Annotated in this window: 18 protein-coding genes; 2 read left to right on the top strand and 16 right to left on the bottom strand. The window is 47.3% G+C overall.

The genetic code is table 11. The features are described 5' to 3' along the window. Positions 1 to 29: 29 nt before the first annotated feature. Together CEG13_RS01110 and CEG13_RS01105 are read right to left on the bottom strand one after the other, a co-directional pair. Complete coding sequence (locus tag CEG13_RS01110; RefSeq protein ID WP_100009925.1) at positions 30 to 908, bottom strand: TetR/AcrR family transcriptional regulator; 879 nt, start codon at positions 906 to 908, stop codon at positions 30 to 32. A gap of 439 nt (positions 909 to 1,347) precedes the next feature. Further along, the gene (locus CEG13_RS01105) at positions 1,348 to 1,833 is read right to left on the bottom strand and encodes a competence protein ComK (RefSeq protein WP_100009924.1); all 486 of its coding nucleotides are present in this window, start codon (positions 1,831 to 1,833) and stop codon (positions 1,348 to 1,350) included. A gap of 399 nt (positions 1,834 to 2,232) precedes the next feature. On the opposite strand from CEG13_RS01105, the gene CEG13_RS18635 reads away from it, so the two are divergent. Continuing rightward, positions 2,233 to 2,373 (top strand): hypothetical protein, encoded by a 141-nt coding sequence (locus tag CEG13_RS18635; protein WP_158234619.1) that lies wholly within the window; start codon positions 2,233 to 2,235, stop codon positions 2,371 to 2,373. A gap of 45 nt (positions 2,374 to 2,418) precedes the next feature. Here the strand turns inward: CEG13_RS18635 and CEG13_RS01100 are convergent, their stop codons facing one another. The 3 genes from CEG13_RS01100 to fabZ form a co-directional block, all read right to left on the bottom strand. After that, entirely contained in the window at positions 2,419 to 2,742 is a 324-nt protein-coding gene (locus tag CEG13_RS01100; protein WP_100009923.1) for a hypothetical protein, read from the bottom strand. A gap of 91 nt (positions 2,743 to 2,833) precedes the next feature. Continuing rightward, the gene (locus CEG13_RS01095) at positions 2,834 to 3,334 is read right to left on the bottom strand and encodes a DinB family protein (protein ID WP_100009922.1); all 501 of its coding nucleotides are present in this window, start codon (positions 3,332 to 3,334) and stop codon (positions 2,834 to 2,836) included. A gap of 51 nt (positions 3,335 to 3,385) precedes the next feature. Further along, a complete protein-coding gene (fabZ, locus tag CEG13_RS01090; RefSeq protein ID WP_100009921.1) occupies positions 3,386 to 3,805 on the bottom strand; it encodes a 3-hydroxyacyl-ACP dehydratase FabZ in 420 nt (139 codons plus the stop codon). Between the two features lie 122 nt (positions 3,806 to 3,927). Here fabZ and CEG13_RS18550 point away from each other — a divergent pair, with 122 nt between their 5' ends. Next, on the top strand, positions 3,928 to 4,074 hold the full coding sequence (locus CEG13_RS18550) for a lmo0937 family membrane protein (protein ID WP_143469638.1): 147 nt from the start codon (positions 3,928 to 3,930) through the stop codon (positions 4,072 to 4,074). Between the two features lie 101 nt (positions 4,075 to 4,175). Here CEG13_RS18550 and CEG13_RS01085 read toward each other — a convergent pair whose 3' ends face one another. From CEG13_RS01085 to CEG13_RS01035, 11 genes are all read right to left on the bottom strand, one after another. After that, complete coding sequence (locus CEG13_RS01085) at positions 4,176 to 4,541, bottom strand: DNA-directed RNA polymerase subunit beta (RefSeq protein ID WP_338032996.1); 366 nt, start codon at positions 4,539 to 4,541, stop codon at positions 4,176 to 4,178. A gap of 54 nt (positions 4,542 to 4,595) precedes the next feature. Beyond that, positions 4,596 to 5,426 carry a flagellar hook-basal body protein gene (locus CEG13_RS01080; protein ID WP_100009919.1) on the bottom strand — a complete coding sequence of 277 codons (831 nt, stop codon included), beginning with the start codon at positions 5,424 to 5,426 and terminating at the stop codon, positions 4,596 to 4,598. 12 nt (positions 5,427 to 5,438) lie between these two features. Next, on the bottom strand, positions 5,439 to 6,242 hold the full coding sequence (locus CEG13_RS01075) for a flagellar hook-basal body protein (protein WP_100009918.1): 804 nt from the start codon (positions 6,240 to 6,242) through the stop codon (positions 5,439 to 5,441). 21 nt (positions 6,243 to 6,263) lie between these two features. Continuing rightward, positions 6,264 to 7,265: a rod shape-determining protein gene (gene mreB / locus CEG13_RS01070; protein ID WP_100009917.1), complete on the bottom strand. Its 1,002-nt coding sequence runs from the start codon at positions 7,263 to 7,265 to the stop codon at positions 6,264 to 6,266. 541 nt (positions 7,266 to 7,806) lie between these two features. Continuing rightward, positions 7,807 to 8,088, bottom strand: coding sequence for a sporulation transcriptional regulator SpoIIID (spoIIID, locus tag CEG13_RS01065; RefSeq protein WP_100009916.1), 282 nt, complete (start codon positions 8,086 to 8,088; stop codon positions 7,807 to 7,809). 815 nt (positions 8,089 to 8,903) lie between these two features. Beyond that, positions 8,904 to 9,914, bottom strand: a complete 1,011-nt coding sequence (locus CEG13_RS01060; protein WP_100009915.1) for an AimR family lysis-lysogeny pheromone receptor — start codon at positions 9,912 to 9,914, stop codon at positions 8,904 to 8,906. 354 nt (positions 9,915 to 10,268) lie between these two features. Further along, the gene (locus CEG13_RS01055) at positions 10,269 to 11,276 is read right to left on the bottom strand and encodes a stage II sporulation protein SpoIIQ (RefSeq protein ID WP_100009914.1); all 1,008 of its coding nucleotides are present in this window, start codon (positions 11,274 to 11,276) and stop codon (positions 10,269 to 10,271) included. Between the two features lie 262 nt (positions 11,277 to 11,538). After that, positions 11,539 to 12,711, bottom strand: coding sequence for a stage II sporulation protein D (gene spoIID, locus CEG13_RS01050; protein ID WP_239984529.1), 1,173 nt, complete (start codon positions 12,709 to 12,711; stop codon positions 11,539 to 11,541). A gap of 787 nt (positions 12,712 to 13,498) precedes the next feature. After that, complete coding sequence (locus CEG13_RS01045) at positions 13,499 to 14,479, bottom strand: ABC transporter ATP-binding protein (protein WP_100009913.1); 981 nt, start codon at positions 14,477 to 14,479, stop codon at positions 13,499 to 13,501. After that, the gene (locus CEG13_RS01040) at positions 14,476 to 15,435 is read right to left on the bottom strand and encodes a C40 family peptidase (RefSeq protein WP_100009912.1); all 960 of its coding nucleotides are present in this window, start codon (positions 15,433 to 15,435) and stop codon (positions 14,476 to 14,478) included. The genes CEG13_RS01045 and CEG13_RS01040 overlap by 4 nt, the downstream gene beginning before the upstream one ends. Then, entirely contained in the window at positions 15,432 to 16,550 is a 1,119-nt protein-coding gene (locus CEG13_RS01035; protein ID WP_100009911.1) for a dipeptide epimerase, read from the bottom strand. The genes CEG13_RS01040 and CEG13_RS01035 overlap by 4 nt, the downstream gene beginning before the upstream one ends. Positions 16,551 to 16,557 lie beyond the last annotated feature (7 nt).

Genomic DNA, 16,557 nt, shown 5'->3' with positions numbered 1-16,557 from the left:
TCCCGCCTGAGATCTATTGATGTATCGTTCTATTGCAAAAGTTCTACTCCAAAATGCTTGGCAATTTCCGCAGCCTCGTTTTGCAGTTCCTGATGCCTGCTGAAATGAGCAAGCAATCCCTGGATCACCAGCGGCTGTTTATCCGGCTTTCCGGATTCATTTTCCAAAGCCCTAACTACCTCCAGCAGCTGATTTTTCTGCTGCTGAGCCAGTTTCATTTCGGAAATTTTTTCTTGGAGCCGCCTCATCTGTGCGCTCAGTGTTTGATCGTGAGATGGGCCACCCATCTCATAGCTGGCCGGAATGTGATCAACGGTAAGAAGTGGTTCTTCCCCGCGTTCGGCCATGCCGGCAATGATATCGTCCATCCGCCTTATGATGAAGGCCCCGAATTTTTCCCTCTCCATATGAACATCATCCAGGACAATCCATTTCAAATACCCGCTCATCATGCCCTCCAGCTGAATAATCGCATCAATCAGCACGGGGGTGATTTTCTCCCTGTAAATATTCTCCAGGCTTTCCCGCATCCAATGGAAATTTTCCACTTTGGACTGATAGATCAATTTGTCGGTATTCTCGCCGAGCGAAATATTTTCCCGGACAAACAGAATGATGACTTCTTTATAGGTGAAAATATAGTCACTGAGGACATTGATTTGCTTCTCCAGCGTTGTTCGCGGATCCAGCTCCTGCTTCTTTACCCGGGCAAAATCATCGGATATTTTCTGATAAAAAAAATCAAACGCTGTGGTGATAAATTCCTCTTTGGAGTGGAAATATAAATAAAAGGCGCCTTTGGAAATTCCTGCCTCATCGGCTATCGCCTGAATCGAGGTGTGGTGAAAACCGTTCTTTGCAACCAGCTTCATCCCAGCCTCAATCAGTTTCCGTTTCTTCTCATTCATGGATATCACTCTCTTCAGTTCTATGTAACTAACCAGTCAGTCATTATTGTTTGAAATGATGCACTGCCTTCTTATTATAGACAGAATGAAGGGTTTATAGCAAGGTATTCGTCGGAGACCGGGATATGTTGACTGGACAGTCAGTTGGTGTTCGGATTTCGGGTTTGGCAGGGACTGTGAGAGGTTGAGTTTGAAATTCACGGTTTGACCGGGTCATTGAGAGTTGAAGGTCTCAGTGTGTTCAACTCAGAAGAAAAGGCGCTTTTCGTAAGTTTTGTTGCTTATTTATTTCGTAGTTTATGGAAAGTGCGACTTACCCTGACGCTGCGGAAATCAACGAGCGCTTGTGTCGCATTATCCTCCGTAACTGCAGGGTTAAGTTCTGTCGCAGTAGAAATTGTGATAAAAACATCATAACAGCCAAAGAAAAAACCAGCAATCAGCCGGTTTCTCTATTTCGGAAAATTTTTTCCCAATTTAAATGGACAATAAGCTGACTGGTGCGCCGGTATTGAATGTCGAGCGTACTCTTGGATGTATTGACGTAGAGTCCAGTGCCATCGCGGAAACCGATGTAGCCTTTATGGTCACGCTGATCAAAGAAATGTATATGATGATATGCGACCAGAACACAGTCTGAATTTTTCATGGAGGTAGTTGGTATCATAAAAATTCCTTCGGCCGGGTGCACGGGGATCGGCAATTTGCTGGAAGAATGCAGAATTTCTTTGACCGTCCGGCTCCTGTCCTCTAATTCTAAGCCATATTCCAAGCAACTGTTTTCTGCTATCTGTTTTAATGTATATCTGAGGTGTCGTTGCCTGCCTCCCTCGTAGACAAGGGTGCGGTAGTAAGGATTATCTTTTGCCATTACTGCTTTTGTCTCGCGGGTGATAACGTAATCCGGCGAGCCGCATTTCGTCATTGATTCTCCTCCTTTTCCAAACGTATAATTCTATTTTCGGACAGAAATTGAGAAATTTTAATCAATATTGGGTGGGTTGTTCTGAAAAGTTTTATGGACTGTTAAAAAGTAACAAAGCACCAGGACTAATTTTCCTAACACTTTAAAATTTAGTCCATTTAAAAAAAGAAAATTTTTCCTTCAATAGTTCTTGATTTTCCAATCTGTTGCCTCCTTATCTGTTTTATAATTAATTTGCGGCAACATGAGTTCTTTCCTTTTCTTTATTGTAGAACGTTAGTTTGGCAATTGCAAGCCGTCTGTTGAAAAAGTCAAAATTTCTCTTTCCTTTAATCAAGAGCTGCCTATGTAGTTTTATCCAATCTTCTTTGGGTAACATATAGTTAGGAGGCGATAATAATGGCAGATAAAAATAAAGAAAACAAACATGTATTGGATGATAAAAAGGATACCGAGCGAGGCTCCCAGCTGCAATCGAACGATTTGGATGAGGCAAAGGGAAATAAGCAGGATGAGAAAAAAGAAAAAGACGACAAATAAAAATAAAGCAGAACGGCTTCTTTGCAGTCGTTCTGCTTTACGCTTTTATTGGTTGCCCTGGCCTGCTTCATCCTCTTCTTCCATGCCGCCAGGCTCTTCATTCATGTTGCCTTCACCGTTACCCTGGTCGCCGCCATTCATGCCGCCCTCACCATTTCCTTGGTCGCCGCCATTCATGCCGTCTCCATTACCTTCACCGCCGCCATTTTCTTCCATTGGATTATCGGCACCGTTATCATCTTCCTGGTTCATTGGCGCTTCGTTTCCCGCTGGGTCTTCCCCGCCGTCACCGCCTGTACCACATGCGGTCATGAGGGATAACGCCAGTACCGGCGCACCAAATTTTAATAAGCTCTTTCTTTTCATCATGTTGAATATCCTCCTTTTGGTTCGCTATCGCCATTAGCTTAACCATTTTCCAAGAAGTGATACTCCATTTTTTAAAAGAATTCTGCGGCATTTAGACTTTTTCAATAGGCAAATTTTTCGGCTCGACTAAATCCGTGTCTTCCGGCGTGTAACCAAGCTGCCGACTCATCGATACGATCTGGCCCTTGTGATGAAATTCATGCGTAATGACATGGGTGAAAAGCCAAATTGGTGTCAGCGTTGCAGGTTCATCCTGCCACGGAACCGAACCAGTTATCGCTGTTTCCCACCTGGCTGCAAACTCATCCAGGAACTCCTCAACAAGTTGGTCTGTTTCGGTGAAAGCCTTGCGCATATCGTTCACATTGCTGACCTGATCAGGCGTGATGATGGTGATATCTTTTTTAAGCGCAAAATTTCCCAGCCAGGACTGATAACATTCCGCCACATGGACGTGGAGATTGCGAATCGAGCCCCAGCCAAAATTGTCCAGTTCCGAACAATAATCCTCAGCCTCCAACAATTCACAGTAACGGAATAGCTTTTCCCTTGTCAGGCGTATCCAGTCATATTGCATTTTCAGTTCGCTCATTGGTGATGGTGCACCTTCTTCCTCTGTGTAAAATGAGTGCTTCCTGTATCATCACTTAATCGCAAACGTTATCTCAGCTTCACAGGCAATCTCGCCGTCAACCTTGGCTATTCCCTTGCCTTTGCCGATCGGTCCCTTTATTTTAAGGATTTCCACTTCCATTTCCAGCTGATCCCCCGGCCGGACCTGGCGCTTAAAGCGGCATTTGTCCACACCGGCAAGGTATCCCAGCTTGCCTTTGTTGGCCTCCATTCCCAGTACAGCAATGGCGCCGACCTGAGCAAGTGCTTCGACCATCAGGACGCCCGGCATCACGGCATATTCCGGAAAATGCCCCTGAAAAAACGGCTCATTAGCAGTGACATTTTTGATGCCTGCCACCCGCTTGCCTTCTTCCATTTCCGTTACTTTGTCCACCAGCAAAAATGGATAGCGGTGGGGAATGATTTCTTTGATTTCTTCCACGTTCATAGCAAATCGCTCCTTGAATAGTATGTATTTCCTCCATTATATCAGAGTGAGGTTTGATGCGAAGGGAAAAAAGGAATGAAAATAGGCAACAGGGGAAAAAGATGCGAAAAGGAGGGGATTTTATGCTTTGGACCATACTGATCATCCTACTCATTTTATGGGCGCTTGGGTTTGGTTTTGAAGTTGCCGGTGGTCTCATCCACATCTTACTTGTCGTCGCGCTGGTTCTGCTGATTTATCGGTTGATCACTGGGAGGCGTATGCCTTAACAAAAACGGCTCCCTGCCTTATTTTGGCGGAGAGCCGTTATTTCAGTTAAAAATATCCATAACTATAAAGAGCAGAGTTCACACTCCGGCAAACTGCCCACTCACTCACCCACCACAATGTTAACAATATGCTGCCAGGTCTCAAGCCTTAGTGCATCAAGTGGATTGCCGTCACCGAGTACTCCGTAGCCGACCATTAGTCCGATCATCATAGCTCCCGCTGCCAAAAGAAGCACAACAATCAGCCGTAGCCAGATGGGAAACACGCGGCGCCGTTTTGTTGGACGGGCACTGCTTTTCTCCTGTTTGCGGGCCTGTTTCTGCTGCTTTCTTGTTTGTTTTTCTGCAGCCGCTTCTGAGGTTTGTGTCTCTGCAGCCTTCTCGGCGGCCGCAGTTTGTTTCTTCCCCTTTTTAGAAGCTTTGTAGGCCTTTCTGCTCTGCTCTTGTGATTCATTGTTAGCCATCATACGTACTCCTTAATCCCTGTTTCATTTCTTTTACCTATGTCAAGAAAACTCGGGTTAACTCCGCAGCTGATTCACGAGTCCCATCATTTGATCACCCATGGAAATTGTGCGCGCCTGGAACTGATAGGAGCGCTGAGCGTTGATCAAATCCGTCATCTGCTTGCCAATATCAACATTCGAGGTTTCCAGCACGCCGCTTTGCAGCAAATTATTGCCACCGGCTTCCTGGATGATTTCACCCTGATCCAGACCAAGTGCCTCCAGATCCGGCAGGCGGAAGGTATTGGTACCCATTGCTTCCAGGATCCGTGGCCTTACTGCTTCCACCACAGCAATCTCACCGGCAACTTCCGTGAGCTCACCCCGCTGGACAGTGATTTGCCCATTTTCGCGGACTGTTATCGCGTCAAAGCCTTCCGGAATAATGATCGGCCCGTTTGTCCCAACGATTGGATAGCCCTCACCCGTTGTAAGCATCACATCCTGATTATTATTCACCGGATTCAGATAAAATGCTCCGTCCCTCGTGTAGCGGGTTTCCTGGACACCATTTTCCGTCACCTGGATTTGAAACAGGTGGTTTTCCTCAGGCAGTGCCACATCGAGTGAGCGGTCTGTCTGTCTCATCGTTCCCGGTGATAAATCAATCACGGTTTGCGCAATCCGCGCGCCTGACCCTACCCGGATCCCATCCGGAGTGAGCCGCCCCTCGGCATTTGCCGGGTCTGTCAGGTTGTCGATTTGCTGAAAAAGCAACGAAGCAAAATCAGCTTGGCGGGTCTTGTACCCTGTCGTCTGGCTGTTGGCCATATTGTTTCCGATTATATCCATTTTTTGCTGCAGCTGATTCATAGTGACTGCTGCCTGGATCATCATTTGCGACATATGTATTCCTCCCTATCCCAGACGGGCGATTTCACTTACTGCTCTTCCCATGTTCTCGTCATAAGCCCGCAGTACTCGCTGATTCAACTCAAACATACGATAGGCTTCCATCATTTGCGTCATGGTTTCCTGGGAATTAACGTTGGATTGTTCCAGCGCTCCCTGCTGAATGGTAAAAGTTGCACCAGCTGGCACAGCTTCAGCGTCCCCAGCGAACAGGCCATTCCCCTCTTTCACCAAATCATTTGCATCTGCTATGTAGGAAATACCAAGCGGGATGGCCGCTCCTTCCGCTTGCACCATGCCATCTGGCGTGACGGTAAATTCCATTCCGTCCGTCTCAATCGGATTCCCGGCCTGATCCAGGACATAATATCCTTGAGCGGTTGTCAGAAAACCCTGACCATCCACGGTAAAATTGCCATTCCGTGTATATCTGGTCTCTCCCTCGTCATTTTGCACCGTGAAAAACAGACGCCCAGTCGGGTCCGGCAAGTCACCGTCCCTCAGCGCCATATCCGTGGAAATTCCGGTTTCCCGAACGTCTCCCTGCGCAAAATCGGGGATCGTTTCCTGCACATAAACTCCCGTGTTCAAACTACCAATGGGCTGCTTTACAGGGACATTGAATCCATGCCGCACTGGTGAATTTCCTGAACCCATCTGCTGAATCAGCAGTTCAGGAAATGCACGAACGGCCGTCTGATCCGCTTTATAGCCTGGTGTGTTCACATTCGTCATGTTATTGGACAATGCTTCCTGCTGCCGCTGTTGGGAAATCATCCCGCTGGCGGCTGTGTAAAACCCTCTTAGCATGCCTTATTCCTCCCCATGGGATCAGCCAATTTTTCTCCGTTCAATTTTATCAATGTTCTCAAGCATCATGCCGGTTCCTCTGGCCACACAGTGCATCGGCTCTTCTGCCAAAAATACCGGTACTTTGAGCTCTTCCTGAAGCAGCAGGTCGATTCCGTGAATCAGCGCACCTCCGCCAGTCAGCATCACGCCACGGTCAATAATATCTGCCGATAGTTCAGGAGGAGTGTTTTCCAGTACGGAGCGGGCAGCCTGGACGATCAGAGAAGCAGACTCTCTTAGCGCTTCTTCTATTTCCTCCGAATAAACGGTAATTGTTCGCGGCAGGCCGCTTACCATGTCACGGCCGCGGATTTCCATTTCTTCATTCCGGGAGCCTTTAAAAACGGTGGCGATATTGATTTTAATATCCTCCGATGTCCGCTCCCCGATCAACAGCTTATATTTTTTCTTAATATATTGCAGAATCTCCACATCAAATTTATCACCGGCTAGGCGAATCGATTCCGAGGTAACAATATCACCCATGGACAGCACCGCTACGTCTGTAGTGCCGCCGCCGATATCAACAACCATGTTGCCGCTCGGCTGAAAAATTTCCATTCCTGCGCCAATTGCCGCTACTTTCGGCTCTTCCTCCAGGTAAACCCTTTTGCCCCCGGATTTCTCCGCCGCTTCTTTTATTGCTTTTTGTTCAACTTTGGTAATGTTCGTCGGGCAGCAAATCAGCATACGAGGCTTGGACAAAAATCCGCGGACATTAATTTTGTCGATGAAATGCCGCAGCATCGCCTCGGTCACATCAAAATCAGCAATAACCCCATCTTTCAATGGACGAATTGCTTCAATATTGCCGGGCGTCCGTCCAACCATTCTTCTTGCTTCCTCGCCGACTTCCAGCACCTTGCCAGTCGTGCGGTCCATCGCCACAACAGAAGGCTCATCCAGCACGATCCCTTTTCCCTTAACATGAATCAAGACATTGGCGGTACCAAGGTCGATTCCGATATCCCTAGATAACATGAATCAAAATCCTCCTACATATCCTTAATACATTACGTTAGTAATTAGTAATCCTATTTTACCACAAAGTTCGCCAATTAACTGCCCTTTGTGAAAAATTATCCAGAAAAATTGTCGGTCTTGGCAAGGGTTCTGCGGATTTCTGGGTGATTTTGTCGTTGAGAATGATTTTCTCCGACATTTGGAGCGCTCTTTCCGCCTGTTGTGTTGTTGAGAAAGGCTATCTACGTCATTTGGGGCGTTCTTCCTGACTGTTTTGTCGTTGAGAACGCTTCTCTGCGTCATTTGAGGCACTCTTCCCGCCTGTTTTGTCGTTGAGAATGATTTTCTGCGTCATTTGAGGCACTCTTTCCGCCTGTTTTGTCGTTGAGAATGGTCCTCTCCAACATTTGAGGCACTCTTCCTGCTCCCTGATTCGGAAATTCACTGTATTGAATGGGGACCCCTGCGCTCAGGTCCAGGCAATGTCAGCCGGAACCCCACCTAACACCCTTCCCCAAAGCAAAAAAGCAGCCTCCAGCTGCTTTTTTCATTCCACTCCCTATCCAACAGGGTTTGCCTCCGTTTCTTTTACCGGTTCGGTCCGGTATTTCTTGCGAGTGGCTTCACCTCCCCGAAGATGACGGATGGATTTGTGGTATTCAAGAACTTCTTTGACCTGGTTTGCCAGTTCGGGATTGATCTCCGGCAAGCGTTCTGTCAGATCCTTGTGCACCGTGCTTTTAGAAATACCAAATTCCTTGGCAATCACTCTTACCGTTTTTTTCGTTTCAAGGACATACTTGCCAATTCTGATCGTTCTTTCTTTGATGTAATCATGCACACCGTTCGCCTCCCTAAGTTGGTAATTTCCGAGGTGTGGTTTGAGACAAGGTGTTTTCTGTTGTGGCTTGATTTCCCTGAAAGGTCAGCTGATTAAGTGTCCGAATATGTAATGAAAAAGGCTGCGAGATACGGCTATGAAATCACACAACCTGTATTTATAATGTTATAAAGGATCATTATAAGGATGACCTTATAAGAAAAACCATCGCTTTCATTTAGCCTAAATGCTTACAAAAGCGTGTCTTTCTGCAAAATTGAAAAAATTCCTGTGATAGTTATCTCGTTTTCCATGTAGAGGAGTTTATCTGGCATCCTCGTTATAAGCCACACAAGCTCTCACCTCAGACATCTCTGAATGCTTGGTTTGTAACAGTTTATTACCGTCATGGCGGGTTTATGATTAAAATTAACGTTTTGTAAAAGGTGGACAGGAAGTATTTTTCTTCTGCAAAAAAAACGCAGTGCTACCCGAAAACGCATAAAAAAAAACGGAGTATCAACTCCGCTTTAGGTTCGGCTATATATATTAAAAAAAGATTCAGCTTTTTCAGGTTTGGTATTTCAGTTCAATGAAATCTGTCTATTTCAATGCTTGGCAACCAATTCTGAAACAAAGGAAAAACGTTTGGACAATGAAGGTTTTATTGCTTAATCCCAACCTCCCAGCCACGGATCACTTAGGATCGAAATATCTCCGGAACCTGTTGCAACTAATACCGCTACTGCTGTGAGACACATAACCAATTTCATTTTTTTCATCTTTCATTCCTCCCATTTTCATTTGATCACCTGAAAAAGCTGAACCGAACTCACTTAACCATCCATCTGTTTTAAAATGTTAAACGGCAGCCTGCTGAAGAAAAAGTCGCTTCGCTGCCGGATAAACGCATGATAAGAATCCAGCAAAATCTTCTTGTCCTGCTTGGCCCTTCCTACATAATAGAGCTTGAACGGGCTGTTGATGTCTAAACCACTGAGCAGTTCAATTGCTTTGTCATTATTCCCCTTGGCAATCTCAATATGAGCCTGTTCGCTCGGGTCAGAGGAAGTGATTCCTTCCACCTTATAGAACTGAGCGGAGATGAATGGAATATTATGCTGCTCAATTCCGTAAATATGGCTGGTCATGTTATACTGCTTGGCCAATTTCAATGCTTCCCGGAAATGAACCATTGCCTGGCAGTAACTCTCAAATGTATAAGAAAGTCCCAGTTTGATATGAACATTTACTTTCGTGGTGTTATTTTGGGTCTGGTTCAGCAGGCGATAAGCATACTTTCTTGCCATGATCAATTCATTTCGCATCATATAGTAGGTCAGCAGAATTTGATAGGAGCGGGATTTAAAATAGGATACCAGTAATCGATTATTGATCTCGTCCAGCATCGGCTGGTTGATCGCCAAAAAGTTGCCGATTTTATTGTACTGGTTTAAATTCAGATATGCCGTCATCTTAATAAATTCTATCAGCCACCTGAGTGCAGGGCCGTCAACTTTCAGTCTATCAATACGCTGCAGGATTTTATGCGGCTGATGCTTTTTCAGCATAATATGAACGATCTCATAAACTTCCCCCCATTGCCGATTGGATGGGTTGGCTGACTTTTTGTTCTTTTGAATCAAAAACGGCAAATCTTCATAAAATCCATTAATATACAAGAATTCCAAGCCTTTTTTCATTACGTCCGACGAGTCTGACTGCAAACATTGATCACGCACCAGCTTAAGCGCTTCTTGCGGTTCATGATTCCTGTTGAATCGAATAATCACCTCTTCCAGTGTCAATTCATCCGGATTGGCTAAAAAAATAGTAGGTTTAATCATAGGATGGACTCCTTTTAGCGGAAGCAAAGTGTTAAGCAGCCGCTTCCATGATTCGTCATTTTTCACCATTAATCTTAATTATAACTATAATACCACAAAAAAATGGTAAATCCAGGGGTGATCGTTCGACAAATATTACAATTATACCCATTTTTAAAATTTGGATATTAAACTGATTATTCAGGTCTGAATACTTTTATATCTAGCAATTTAACAGGCTTGCAGCAGTGGGACTTTGAGAGAGGGCCCTTACCTAATCTGGAAGCTAACCAAAAAATGCGCCTGACCTGTATGATAACAAGGTCAGACGCATTGATTTTTAGAAACCTATTCGAGCGGTTTCAACCTATGACTTTAGGCATTTCCAGAAGACGCAGCTGATTCATCTTCAGTACCGTCTTCGGAATCTGTGCCTTCATCTTCTGGAGCTTCCGGAGTTTCTTCATCGGAATTTCCAGGGGATGTTGGTGTTTCTGGGTTTTCCTCATCGGACTCTCCAGGTTCTGTTGGAGCTTCTGGGTTCTCACCTTCAGAATCTCCAGGTGTTGCTGGTGCGTCCGGGTTTTCTTCACCGGACTCTGCAGGGGCAGTTGGCTCATCCATATTTTCTTCGGTTTCTGTGCCTTCTGACTCACCTGCGTCCACGTTTTCACTCTCAGCGGCAGCACTAGTAAGGCTTGAGACAGGCTGATTAAAATATTCTGTCGGGTTCACTTCTTCCCCGCTCTTTCTTAATTGAAAATGAACGTGGGTTCCTTCGTCTTTTCCGAACAGGTTATTGCCTGCGGTCCCGATTGTGGCACCTTGCTCCACCTCTTGTCCGGCTTCCACATTGACTTCTCCCAGACTAGCATAGTACGTGCTCACTTCATTTCCATGCTCCAGGACAACGACATTTCCAAGTAATGGATCTTCTTTCACCTCTGCAACGGTTCCGCTGAGTGATGCAAGCACATCGAACGTTTCGCCACCAGATGCTGCAATGTCAACACCTGTGCTCTGGTAGTACCGGTTGTTGTAGTGAACCAGGGCATCTTCCTGATCCGCTTGGTCTGCGTTGTAGTCATAGAATTTAGTTACGATTTCTGCTTGATCCTCGTCCGCTACAGGCGTCTGAATCACTTCTTGCTGATCCAGCACTGGTTCAGCCTCTTCATCTGCAGGTGTCGGCACATATTCGTCTGTGGTCTGTTCTTGCTGCTCATCATCCGTAGCATCAGGAACCTGCTCCACATTCTGGTACCAGACAACCGCCGTCAGAAGAAGTGCAGCAATGGTTAAATACACTGCCGGGAAAAACCATTTCTTCCGAAAAATGCGGCTCCACTTATTTTTTGAAGCCCCGTTGTTTTCTTCTTTCATAGAACATCACCTCAACAACCATTCTGATCAGAAAAATAGAAATCTATACATTTTCCGAAAAAAATTTTCCGATATAGAGAATGATCTGGTGAGAATGGGGTAAGGTAAGAGGTTGGTTTGGGGAGACAAGGGGGCTGAGGATAGTATTAGAAATTGAAAAATGACCTCCGTGAAATACATCCTTTCTTATATATTGGCTTCTTGCTCTTAGGAGAAAAAAACCTCTACTAGCCCTTTCTCCTGAACAAAACAAAAACCCCCGTCATCTCGCAACGAGGGTTGGTGCGGTGTCATCGACCGTGCTGATCGAGACATCCTGATAATAGTGTTTGACGATCTCCTTGTAGGTTTTTCCTTTTTTGGCCATGCCATTGGCACCGTACTGGCTCATGCCGATGCCGTGGCCGAAGCCTTTGGTGGTGAATATGAGATGATCATTTTTTTGCTCAATCGTAAAATCGCTTGACTGCAGGCCTAATCTTTCCCGCACATCCCTGCCGGAAAATGTGCTCCCAGCGATTTTCAGCTGATCGACCCGCTGGCTTTCCGTTCGGGTGAGTTCCATAGCTACCGCGCCATCATCGGGCAGGTCAATTTCGAGCGCTTCTTCCGCTTCTTTTAAACTGACAACCTGCTGATCAAGGAATTTCGGTGATTGTTTATCCCACGGACTCTCCACGCTGCGCAAATAAGGAAGCTCATTTTGCCAGTAATCCTCGGAATTTTCCGTATAACCATTGCTTGTGGAGAAAAACGCCGGGGTGATCGGCGCACTATTATAGGTGAGAATCTCACCCTTCGTCGCGGCGACTGCCTGCTTCACTTTATTCATGTGCTCGGTGTAATCCTCATCCATGGTTTGCCGCAGCTGCTGTTCATCTTTATAAACCTGATGCTGCGTTGTGTCAGTCACATCGAATTCCCCGGAATTATCCTGGTACAATTTATGATTAACAATATAGGTTCTCGCGGCCAGCGCCTGGGCTTTCAATGCCTCCACCTCAAATTCTGCAGGCATTTCCGAAGCAACCACTCTGGCGACATATTCCTCCAGCGGCACATTATCTACCGTTTCCGAGGTGGAACGCATAACGGCTACCGAAAATGGCGAGGCCCCTAAGTCCACCGTTTCTGCCTTTTGCTGCTCTTCCACAACCGTTCCAGCTGCATCTTTTTCCTCGCCGAATGGGAGGACAATCAGTGTGGGGACTGCCAGAATAAATAAAAGCAATCCCGTGAACAGGAATGCTGCAGGAAGCTTCCAGGTTGACGGCGGCTGCCGCAAGTATTTCGGTTTTTTTCGATTCACCGGGAGATGCAGGCTGCTTTTCTTCATTCGGTTGTTGGCATGAAGCTGCTTTTGCTTCACTCGTCTCAGGAGATTGGCGTTCCTCTTTTTTGCCGCTGTTTTGTAAGTTGGTTTGCGATTATTCATTTTCTCCCCCTTTACTCTTATCTAGTAATCCTACTAATAAACTTATACAGAAACAGAAGGTAATAGAACAATTTCCGGCAATTTTTCTGGGGTGTTGAATGTAGCGGGGTAGATGGAATTGACTTGGAGTATGAATTCCTGGTGGTCAAGATTGTGCACTCGAACATGTATAGGACTTTCGACCCAGAAGAAAGGATATCAAATACGGGGCTGGGTGTCAACCTTAGGTGGAGGATATCTACCTGAACGGCGGGACTTCCGGGCGTGAATGTGGTTTTCCGGTTGTGAATGAGAACTTCCGGGCGTGAGCGTGATCTTCCGGCCTTGAATGAGAACTTCCGGGCGTGAGCGCGATCTTCCTGCTGTGAGTGAGGACTTCCGGGCGAGAGTCTGATCTTCCGGCCTTGAATGAGAACTTCCGGGCATGAGCGTAATCTTCCGGCTGTGAGTGAGAACTTCCGGGCGAGAGTCTGATCTTCCGGCCATAAATGAAAACTTCCGGGCGAGAGTCTGATCTTCCGGTTGTGAGTGAGAACTTCCGGGCGTAAGCGTGATCTTCCGGCCTTGAATGAGAACTTCCGGGCATGAGCGTAATCTTCCGGCCATAAATGAAAACTTCCGGGCGTGAGCAGAAACTTCTACCCCAGAGCGTGAACCCCAACCCTACAGCGTGAACTTCAACTCCACAGTAAAAATCTCAACCCAAACAGCGCTAACATCAACACAAAAAAGCCCGCCACCAACAAAGGCGCACGGGCTTTCTCAAAAAGATCTCCCCCACCACATCCTATTCCTTCACTACCGTCTCATCATACAAGTGACAAGCCACAAAATGATCCTGCTCGACTTCCTGCCAGGTGGGGATTACCTGGGAACAGACTTCCATTGCCATCGGGCAGCGGGTGCGGAAGACGCAACCGGATGGAGGGTTGATAGGACTCGGCAGCTCGCCTTCCAAAATGATTCGCTCCCTGCTTTCCTCCAGGTCCGGATCCGGAATCGGGATCGCCGAGAGCAGAGCCTGGGTGTAAGGGTGCAGCGGATTATCATAGAGTTTTTCACTTCTGGTAAGCTCGACAAGGTTTCCCAAATACATGACGCCAATCCGGTCGGAGATTTGCTTAACCATGGAAAGGTCGTGGGCGATAAACAAAAAGGTCAGTCCCTTTTCCTGCTGCAGCTCTTTTAACAGGTTGACCACCTGCGCCTGGACCGAAACATCGAGTGCCGAAATTGGTTCGTCGGCAATAATAAAATCCGGTTCCAGAGCCAGCGCGCGGGCGATCCCGATGCGCTGCCGCTGCCCGCCGCTGAATTCATGCGGATAGCGGTCGGCGTGGTCGCGGTTGAGCCCCACCTCTTCCAGCAGCTGATAGACCCGCTCCTGCCTCTCTTTTTTCGACTTAAACAGTCCATGCACTTCCATTGGCTCGGCAATCACTTCCTTCACTGTCGAACGGGGGTTGAGCGAGGCATACGGATCCTGGAAAATCATCTGCATGCTGCGGTAAAAAGCGAATTTTCCCTGATTATCAAGCCCATGCACATCGGCTCCGTCATAAAGGACCTCCCCGTCCGTCCGGTCATACAGCCCCATGATTGTTCGGCCGATTGTTGATTTGCCGCAGCCTGATTCACCAACCAGTCCAAATGTCTCGCCTTTTTTCACGAAAAAACTAACATCATTGACTGCCTGAAGCTGTCGGTTTCTTCCCATGGAAAAATGTTTCTTCAAATTGTTTACCTGCAAAATTTTCTCTTCTATCATGACGGTTTCTCCTCAGTCTGTTTCCAGTATCGTCGTGCCCCGCAAAGCTCCTTCTCATATTTCGTGCCTGCCATCGGGATGAGCTCGACACCTCGTCCTGTCTGCGGGGCATGCAGCAGCTTGCCGTCCCCGTAATAGATCCCCACGTGATGAAGTCTTCCTTTTCCTTCATCATAGGCAAAAAACAACAGGTCTCCCGGCTTGAGCTCATCCAAAGCTACTTCCCTGCCGGATCCCGCCTGGTCATCCGCATCACGAGCGATCCGGTAGCCATTGGCCTTATGTGCTGCGTAGGACAGCCCGGAACAGTCATAGCCAAATGCGCTCATTCCGCCCCAAAAATAGTCCAGACCGAGAAATTTCTCAGCTGCTGCGATAATATCCTGACCGTCTCCGTGTTTGCCTGTTTCTTCTGCAGGGAAAATATGTACGGCATCTTGCTTGATGTACTGCGTTCCTTGTGGAGTTTTCACTTCCACTCTGTCTCCCTTTTTGCCGGCGACGGGAAGGATGGTCATATAACTGAGCTTGGCCAGATGCTCTCCCTCTTCATTTTCCAGCCAGGTATGCTTCTCCGTTACGGCTGCATGCTGCTCACTGTGCCAGTCTGTCGCGTCGACTTGCTTCAATTGGGCAAGCGGCACCCAGCCGGGATAGCCGCGGCTGTCCTTATGTGAGGCTTGAGAGGGAATAACAACATGCGCCCACCCTTCCCTTGTTTCCGTGACCAGCACCGGCTCGCCGTAAAGCAGCTGTGACTGAACGCGATTTTCTGTACATAAAGCTAAATTCTCTTCATAGTTCAGCTGGCTGATCCATGTTTCCACATCAGCTGAAGCATCAACCCCGGCTGCATCGATTTCCCTCGCCGATTCCGGTGCTGTCCAAACCGTTGCCACCGGGACAGCTGTCACCCAAATTTGCTCCGGAAATTGTTCAAACGTTTGTTTAATCATCCCTTAACCTCCTCGCGACACTTCTCCACATACTTCCAATCAATCGAACGAATTCCCAGGCCGGCTTCATCCGGCACGTGAATCACGTTATCTTTGTAAATAATCCCGCCGCCTGCTGCCAGGTCACCTGTCAGCATCAGCGGAGCATCGAAATCATACCGGGTGACGTTCGGCTGGCTTGCTGCAAAATGGGCGGCGGCTGTAATGCCAATCTTTGTTTCAATCATGCTGCCGACCATGCATTCCACGCCGTAAACATCCGCCAACTTCGCGATTTTCAATGCCTGGTGGATGCCTCCTCCCTTCATTAACTTAATGTTTATCAGATCGGCTGCCCGCTGCTCCAGCACTATTCTAGCATCTTTTGGTGAAAAGACACTTTCATCTGCCATGATCGGTGTTTCGGTATTTGTCGTGACCTGTTTTAATCCGGCAATATCGCCTGCTCTGACCGGCTGCTCCACGAGTTCGATGTCCAGTCCGAGATCCTCCATCGTGCGGATGGTGCGCACTGCCTCACCTGCCAGCCAGCCCTGATTTGCATCGAGTCTCAGTTTCACCTGATTGCCGGTGCGTTCGCGGATAGCCTGCAATCGCTTGATGTCGGCAGCAGGATCACCTTTTCCAACTTTAATTTTTAATGTGGTGAACCCTCTATCAGCAAATTCGACGGCTGCTTCAGCCATGTGCGCCGGTTCGCCGACACTGACCGTATAATCGGTTTCCAGTGTGTTAGTGTAACCTCCGAGAAACGATGCAAGCGACAAATTCGCCTGCTGGGAAATCAGGTCGTATATCGCCATATCGACGGCCGCCTTGGCACTGGTATTTCCAACAATGCTCTTATTGATTTTTTCAAACAGCCGCTCCCGGCCCTCAAGCGAAGCTCCTTCCATTAGCGGCTTAAAAATACCGTTCACCGCAAAATCAATGCTCGCCAGGCTGTCGCCGGTAATAACGTGGGTCGGCGGTGCTTCTCCCCACCCTATATAGCCATCTTCGGAAGTGATTTTGACCACCAGCGTTTCGGCAACCGTCACGGTTCTTAACGCTGTTTTGAACGGTGTATGCAAAGGGACGGCGGCACGATAGGTTTCGACTCGTTGAATCCGCATTTCTTTC

Origin of the sequence: Lentibacillus sediminis (genome assembly GCF_002763455.1) — a bacterium.
Lineage (GTDB): Bacteria > Bacillota > Bacilli > Bacillales > Amphibacillaceae > Lentibacillus_D > Lentibacillus_D sediminis_A.
This window is presented reverse-complemented; position numbering and strand designations above follow the sequence as displayed.